Below are 7,341 nucleotides of genomic sequence, written 5' to 3' on the forward strand. Positions count from 1 at the left end.
GATCTCGAGCGTCACGATTTCATCGACCTCGCGTTCATCCCCGCGAGCGAGTCCTGGCCGACCTCGGCGTTGTGGGCGTGGGCGGCGTGGTGGAGACCGAAGACCGAGTCCATCCCGGCGCGCATCCCCATCAGGTCCTCGGCCTGGTTGACCGCCTTCTTGGCCAGCGCCAGCCCCAGGCGCGGCATCTCGGCGATCCGCTCCGCGAGGGCGAGCGTCTCGGACTCGAGGTCGTCGCGGCGTACGACATGGTTGACCATTCCCCAGCGCTCGGCCTGCTCGGCGGAGAAGCGGCCTCCGGTGAAGAGCATCTCCTTGGCGGCGCGGGGGTTGGTAACCCATGGGTGGGCGAAGTACTCGACCCCGGGGATGCCCATCTTGACCACCGGGTCGGAGAAGAAGGCGTCGTCTGAGGCGACGATGAAGTCGCAGGACCAGGCCAGCATCAGTCCGCCGGCGATGCAGGCGCCCTGCACCATCGCGATCGTCGGCTTCGGCAGCTCGCGCCAGCGGCGGCACATGCCGAGGTAGACCTCGGACTCGCGCGCGAAGCGGGAGTCGACGCCCTCCTTGCCGACGTGGTCCCACCACATCACGGCCTTGCGCTCGAAGCTCTCGTCGACGTCGCGGCCGGGGGTGCCGATGTCGTGGCCGGCGCAGAAGTGCTTGCCGTTGCCGCCGAGGACGATCACTTTGATCTCGTCGTCATTGGTGGCGCGGGTGAACGCGGCATCGAGCGCGTAGGTCACCTTCGAGTTCTGGGCGTTGCGGAATTCCGGGCGGTTCAGCCGCACCACCGCGACGGGTCCGTGGGTCTCGTACGTCACGACACTGGTCTCGGTTGGAGTGGCGCTCATGCCGCAGACGCTACCAAACAAGTGCTTGGTTTGGTAGGTTGTCCGGCATGGACCTGACCTACTCCGCCCAGGACGAGGCGTTCCGTGCCGAGGTGCGCGAGTGGCTGGCCGACCACCTGGTCGGCGAGTGGGAGGCGCTGCGCGGCACCGGTGGGAACGGGCGCGACCACGAGTCGTACGAGGGGCGGCTGGCGTGGAACCGCTACCTGGCCGAGCACGGGTGGACCTGTCTGGGCTGGCCCGAGGAGCACGGCGGGCGTGGCTTGCCGCTGTTCCAGCAGGTGATCTTCCATGAGGAGTACGCCCGCGCGGACGCCCCGGTCCGGATCAACCACCTCGGCGAGGAGCTGCTCGGGCCCACGTTGATCGCCCACGGAACCGACGCCCAGAAGGAGCGGTTCCTGCCGAAGATCGTGGCCGTGGAGGAGCTGTGGTGCCAGGGCTATTCCGAGCCCGGCGCCGGGTCGGATCTCGCCGGGGTGCGGACCCGCGCCCGGCTGGACGGCGGCCAGTGGGTGGTGGACGGCCAGAAGGTGTGGACGTCGAACGCCCACCTCTCCGACTGGTGCTTCGTGGTCTGCCGAACGACGCCCGGCTCCGAGCGTCACCACGGGCTGTCCTACCTGCTGGTACCGATGAAGCAGCCCGGTGTCGAGGTGCGACCGATCGAGCAGCTGACCGGCACGTCCGAGTTCAACGAGGTCTTCTTCGACGGCGCCGTGACCGCGGCCGACCTGGTGGTCGGCGAGCCCGGCGACGGCTGGAAGGTCGCGATGGCGACCCTCGGGTTCGAGCGCGGGGTCTCCACGATCGGCCAGCAGGTCGGGTTCGCGCGGGAGCTGGAGACGGTCGAGGCGGCCGCCCGGGCGAACGGCACCATCGACGACCCCGACATCTCTTCGCGCCTCGCCCAGGCCCACGTCGGGCTGGAGGTGCTCCGGCTGCACGCGCTGCGGACGCTCTCCGCGTACGACTCCGGCTCCTCGGGCCCCGAGGCGAGCGTCTCCAAGCTGCTGTGGGCCCGCTGGCACCGCGACCTCGGCGACCTGGCGATGGACGTCGTCGGGCTCGCCGGGCTGACCACTGGCGCGGACTACGCGCTCGACCGGCTGCAGTCGCTCTACCTCTTCTCCCGCGCCGACACGATCTACGGCGGCTCGGACGAGATCCAACGCAACATCATCGCCGAGCGCGTCCTCGGCCTGCCACGAGAGGCCCGTGCATGAAGCCGGAACAGTCAGCCCCCGCGTACGTCCCCGGCCACTCGCTGCTGGAAGGACGCGTCGTCGTCGTGACCGCTGCTGCCGGTGCGGGGATCGGCGCGGCGGTGGTGCGCAAGGTGCTCGAGGAGGGGGCGAAGGCGGTCGTCGTCTCCGACACTCACGAGCGGCGGCTCAAGGAGTCGCGCGACGCGCTCGCCGAGGAGTTCGGGGAAGACCGGATCACCGCCGTGACCTGCGACGTCACGCACGAGGACCAGGTCCAGGCGCTGCTCGACGCGGCCGAGTCGTACGGCGGGGTCGATGTGATGATCAACAACGCCGGTCTCGGTGGCACTGCGTCGGTGCTCGAGATGACCGACGACCAGTGGTCCAAGGTCCTCGACATCACGTTGACCGGGACGTTCCGGTGCGTCCGCGCGGTCGGGCAGCGGTTCGTCGCGGCCGGCAAGCGCGGCGTGATCGTCAACAACGCCTCTGTGATCGGGTGGCGGGCGCAGGAGGGGCAGGCGCACTACGCCGCGGCGAAGGCCGGCGTGATGGCGCTGACCCGCTCGGCCGCCGCCGACCTCGCGCCGCACGGGATCCGGGTCAACGCGGTCTCGCCGTCCCTGGCGATGCATCCGTTCCTGGAGAAGGTGACATCGGCCGAGCTGCTCGTCGAGCTCAAGGGCCGCGAGGCCTTCGGCCGTGCCGCCGCGCCGTGGGAGATCGCCAACGTCATGGTCTTCCTCGCCTCGGACTACTCGTCCTACATGACCGGCGAGGTCCTCTCCGTCTCGAGCCAGCATGCGTAGCGGCACCCCGCTGGTCGAGCCGGGAGGCCGCCTGCGGCCGAGCGTGCCGAGGCCAACACAGTCCCATCGAGCGCCGAAGGGACCGTGTTGGTCTCGACACGACGTCGCTCGTACCTCACGACGTCGGCTCGACCGACGTGGGTCAAGGAGTAGGAACATTGTCTGAGGCATTCATCATCGATGCGGTTCGTACGCCTGTTGGGAAGCGCGGGGGAGCGCTGGCCGGCGTCCATCCGGCCGATCTCGGCGCCCATTCGCTCGCCGCGCTCGTCGACCGCGCCGGGATCGACCCGGGCGCCGTCGACGACGTGATCATGGGATGCTGCGACACCATCGGCGGGCAGGCCGGCGACATCGCACGGACGGCGTGGCTGGTGGCCGGGCTGCCCGACCACGTACCCGGCGTGACCATCGACCGGCAGTGCGGCTCCTCGCAGCAGGCGGTCCACTTCGCGGCTCAGGGGGTGATGTCCGGGACGCAGGACCTGGTCGTCGCGGGCGGACTGCAGAACATGTCGGCGATCCCGATCTCGGCGGCGATGCTGGTCGGCGCTCAATATGGCTACACGACGCCCTTCGCGGAGTCGCCGGGCTGGGTGAAGCGCTACGGCGACCAGGAGATCTCCCAGTTCCGCTCCGCCGAGATGATCGCGGAGAAGTGGGACATCTCGCGCGAGGACATGGAGGCCTACGCGCTCGTCTCTCATCAGCGGGCCAAGGCCGCGATCGCCGAGGGCCGGTTCGACCGGGAGATCGTGCCGGTGGGGGACTTCGCCGCCGACCAGTGCCCGCGCGAGACCTCGCTGGAGAAGATGGCCGGCCTCGACCCGCTTGCTCCGGGAGGCCGGATCACTGCGGCCGTCGCCTCGCAGATCTGCGATGCCTCCTCGGCGCTGCTGGTCGCCTCCGAGTCGGCCGTCCGCGACCACGGGCTCACCCCGCGGGCCCGCATCCACCACCTCTCCGTACGCGGCGACGACCCGGTCTGGATGCTCACCGGCCCGATCGAGGCCACCCGACACGCCCTGACCAAGACGGGCCTGTCGATCGACGACATCGACCTGTTCGAGTGCAACGAGGCCTTCGCGAGCGTCGTCCTGGCGTGGATGAAGGAGCTCGACGTCCCGCATTCGAAGGTGAACGTGAACGGCGGCGGCATCGCCCTCGGTCACCCCATCGGAGCCACCGGTGCCCGGCTGATGACGTCACTCCTCAACGAGCTCGAGCGCACCGGCGGACGCTACGGCCTGCAGACGATGTGCGAAGGCGGCGGCCAGGCCAACGTCACCATCATCGAGCGGCTCTGATGTCGCGGTTGTGAAGCTGAGAGTGGCCTATAGACCACTCTCAACTTCACAACCCCGGGCCGGCTGGGTCAGGCCGGCTGCAGCTTCAGCGTTCGGCGTTCGGCGGCGGGGGAGCCGGGGGTGGGGAACCAGCGGTGGATGACTGCGGCCTGGCCGGCGGTCCACAGGCCGCTGATGACCCAGTAGACCAACAGGGCGAGGGGGACGCTGCTGCCGGCGAGGAGCATGCCGCCGGCGGAGATGACGGGCATGAGCTCCTGCATTCGCACCATCGACTCGGGCATGTCCGCGCGCACCATGTTGGGCAGCACCCACAGCCGCTGGCTCAGGTAGCTGACGGCGGCAGCGGTCGCGGCGAGACCGAGGGTGATCACCAGGTGGGTCGTGTCGCCGGAGAGGTAACCGCGACCGGTGAGCTCCGTGCCGAGGAAGGTCGCCGACCCGAGCGAGGCGACCAGCGAGTCGGTCATCGCACCGACCGCGTTGTTCCGGCTGACGTCGGAGAGCAGGTGGTAGAGCGCCAGGAAGATCGGCAGCTGGGCGAAGGCGGCGAGCATGGCGAAGCGGGGTACGCCGTGCTCGTCGTTGATCTTGCGCCGCTCCGTCATCATCGCCACCACATCGGCCTGGCTTGGGCTGCTGGACGAGTTCTTCTTGGCGTACTTCTTGGTCAATGCCTGGAGCTGCGGCCGTGCCCGGGCGGCGGCGTGGGAGTGGCGTACGCCGCGGATCGTGAGCGGTAGGAGGGCGAGCCTGACCAGCACCACGACGGCGGCGATGGCCAGCAGCCAGCTGGCGTTGTCCCCGGCGAAGGTGAGGACGTGGTGGGCGCCGGCGAGGACGGCCGCGAGGGCATGCGACAGCGGGGCGAGAACGGACATGGGTGTGCTCCTGAGGTGAGTGGGTAGGCCTGACGGGCTCGCCGGTGGGCGAGCGGTCAGAACTGCTCAGGAGCGCGCGGGCGGCGCGGGGAGCACACCGGGTCGGTGACCCGGGCAGCCAGATGATGAGGTCCGTCGGAGACGTCCCGACGGACCGTCGAACGTGCCCTGACCAGGGCGAACGAGCCGGCGTTGTGGAGCGATCCCACCGCCAGCGCCGCAAGCGCGGTCGAGACCGCGATGGTCAGCAGCGCGTGCTCGAGGTCGACGCTCATCAGCGCCGGGAGCATCAGCGTGAAAAGTGCGACCAGCGCTACGCGTACGCGGCTCGTCTCGTCCTTCACGACGTCCACTGTACCGATCAGGCCAACCGCAGCCTCAGCTCAGGTCGCGCCGCATCAGGATCCGGGGGTGACCCGCTAGGACCGAGGTGGTGTCGGCGGCCCAGGTGAAGCCCGCGGCCTCGAAGTTCTTGCGGATCCCGGCGTAGGCCATCGTCAGGTCGACCTTGGCGCCCTGGTTGTCGAGCGGGTAGGCCTCGATGACCGGAGCGCCGCGGTCGCGCGCGAAGTCGACTGCACCTTCGATGAGCGCGTGCGAGATGCCCTTGCCGCGGTGGCCCGGCCGGACCCGGATGCACCACACCGACCAGACCGGCAGGTCGTCGACGTGGGGGATCTTCCGGTTGCGGGCGAAGGTGGTGTCCGCGCGTGGGGCGACGGCGGCCCAGCCGACCGGCTCCTCGCCGTCATAGGCGAGTACGCCCAGGGGACCGTCGGTGAGCAGGTTGCGGACGAACTCACCGCGCTCCTGGCCGCGCATCTTGTTGTTGACCGTCGACGGGATCCGGTAGCTCAGGCACCAGCACACGCTGGCGTCGACCCGCTTGGGGCCGACGAGGGTGCGTACGTCGTCGAACACCGCCGCGGGGCGAACCTCGATCACCATGGGCGCAAGAATGCGGCTCAGGCCCGGGCCGCGTCCAGCCTTTTTAGGCTGTCGGCGGCCTGGGTGACGACGCGGTCGACCAGCTCCTCGCAGGTCGGGAGGTCGTCGAGGAGGCCGACGACCTGGCCGCTGGAGAGCATTCCGGCGTTGGTGTCCCCCTCGACGAGGCCAGCACGGAGGAGCATCGGGGTGTTGGCGGCGAGGACAACCTCGGCCCACGTCCGGTCGCCACCGTGGACCATCGCGCGACCGTCCTTGAAGAGCGTCGACCACTTCGAACCGGACATCTCCTTGAACTGGAGGGTGCGCTTGAGGGTCCGCAGCAGCTTCGCGGTCGCGCCCTCCTTGTCCAGGATGTCGAGGAACTCGGTACGGAGCAGGCGGTGCGGCATCCCATCGGCCTTCGTGGTCACGACGGTTCCATCGAGACCGAAACTCAGGTAGCGCCGTCGCACGTCCTCCGGGACGGCCGAGTCCGCGGTGAGCAGGAAGCGCGTGCCCATGCCGATACCGGCGGCGCCATAGGCCATGGCCGCGGCGAGTCCGCGGCCGTCGAAGAAGCCGCCCGCGGCGACGACGGGGATGTCGACGGCGTCCAGGACGCTCGGGAGGAGCAGGGTGGTCGGGACCGCGCCGGTGTGGCCGCCGCCCTCGCCGCCCTGGATCATCACCATGTCGGCGCCCCAGCCCGCGACCTTCTTGGCGTGCTTGGCCGCGCCGATCGAGGGCATCACGACGATGTCGTGCTCCTTGAGCGTGCTGATCAGCTCGGGTTTGGGTGCCAACGCGAAGCTGGCGACCTTGACGTCGTGGTCGATGAGCAGCCGGCAGCGATCCGGGGCGTCCGAGGCGTCGGCACGGAGGTTGACCCCGAACGGCCTGTCGGTGCGGCCCTTGACCTCGACGATCGCCTTCTCGAGCTCGTCGAGGGTCATGGTGGCCGAGGCCAGGATGCCGAGCGCGCCGGCGTTGGCGGTGGCGGAGACGAGGCGCGGGCCGGCGACCCAGCCCATGCCGGTCTGGACGATCGGGTGGTCGACCCCGGTGAGGTCGGTCAGCGGCGTACGAAATGTCGGGACGGTGCTCATGACGCCCTCTCCCGCCGACTCGGCGCCAGTGTCCCAAGATCCGGCGCCGACTCGGCGCGTCTGTCCCAAGATCTGACGCCGACCCGGCGCGAATGTCCCGCGATATCGGCGTGAGTCGGCGCGACTGCCCCTAGCGCGTGGGGCAGCCCAGCGGGCCCCGGGCCGCGTGCCGCAGTCACGCCGGACGCTTCTTGAGTCATAGCTATCTGAACCCCCACAACTAAACCTTCCCCACAACAACGC

8 protein-coding genes are annotated in these 7,341 nt (G+C 69.7%); 3 read left to right on the top strand and 5 right to left on the bottom strand.

All coding sequences use genetic code 11. From position 1 onward, the window contains the following. Positions 1–11: 11 nt before the first annotated feature. The gene (locus ABZZ22_RS13165) at positions 12–857 is read right to left on the bottom strand and encodes an enoyl-CoA hydratase (RefSeq protein ID WP_354931804.1); all 846 of its coding nucleotides are present in this window, start codon (positions 855–857) and stop codon (positions 12–14) included. Between the two features lie 47 nt (positions 858–904). Here ABZZ22_RS13165 and ABZZ22_RS13170 point away from each other — a divergent pair, with 47 nt between their 5' ends. The 3 genes from ABZZ22_RS13170 to ABZZ22_RS13180 all read left to right on the top strand — a co-directional run bounded on the left by ABZZ22_RS13170 (position 905) and on the right by ABZZ22_RS13180 (position 4,181). After that, positions 905–2,083: an acyl-CoA dehydrogenase family protein gene (locus tag ABZZ22_RS13170; protein WP_354931807.1), complete on the top strand. Its 1,179-nt coding sequence runs from the start codon at positions 905–907 to the stop codon at positions 2,081–2,083. Next, on the top strand, positions 2,080–2,874 hold the full coding sequence (locus ABZZ22_RS13175) for an SDR family oxidoreductase (RefSeq protein WP_354931810.1): 795 nt from the start codon (positions 2,080–2,082) through the stop codon (positions 2,872–2,874). Before ABZZ22_RS13170 ends, ABZZ22_RS13175 begins: the two co-directional genes overlap by 4 nt. 158 nt (positions 2,875–3,032) lie before the next feature. Then, the gene (locus tag ABZZ22_RS13180) at positions 3,033–4,181 is read left to right on the top strand and encodes an acetyl-CoA C-acetyltransferase (protein ID WP_354931813.1); all 1,149 of its coding nucleotides are present in this window, start codon (positions 3,033–3,035) and stop codon (positions 4,179–4,181) included. A gap of 68 nt (positions 4,182–4,249) precedes the next feature. Here the strand turns inward: ABZZ22_RS13180 and yidC are convergent, their stop codons facing one another. Genes yidC through ABZZ22_RS13200 form a run of 4 tightly spaced genes read right to left on the bottom strand, consistent with a single transcriptional unit; the run spans position 4,250 to position 7,098 of the window. Then, the gene (gene yidC, locus ABZZ22_RS13185) at positions 4,250–5,062 is read right to left on the bottom strand and encodes a membrane protein insertase YidC (protein ID WP_354931816.1); all 813 of its coding nucleotides are present in this window, start codon (positions 5,060–5,062) and stop codon (positions 4,250–4,252) included. 56 nt (positions 5,063–5,118) lie between these two features. Then, a complete protein-coding gene (locus ABZZ22_RS13190; RefSeq protein WP_354931823.1) occupies positions 5,119–5,406 on the bottom strand; it encodes a hypothetical protein in 288 nt (95 codons plus the stop codon). A 34-nt stretch (positions 5,407–5,440) separates the two neighbouring features. Next, a complete protein-coding gene (locus tag ABZZ22_RS13195) occupies positions 5,441–6,010 on the bottom strand; it encodes a GNAT family N-acetyltransferase (protein WP_354931826.1) in 570 nt (189 codons plus the stop codon). Between the two features lie 17 nt (positions 6,011–6,027). Beyond that, the gene (locus ABZZ22_RS13200; protein ID WP_354931829.1) at positions 6,028–7,098 is read right to left on the bottom strand and encodes a nitronate monooxygenase; all 1,071 of its coding nucleotides are present in this window, start codon (positions 7,096–7,098) and stop codon (positions 6,028–6,030) included. Positions 7,099–7,341 lie beyond the last annotated feature (243 nt).

Origin of the sequence: Nocardioides sp. NPDC006273 (genome assembly GCF_040613495.1) — a bacterium.
GTDB lineage: Bacteria > Actinomycetota > Actinomycetes > Propionibacteriales > Nocardioidaceae > Nocardioides.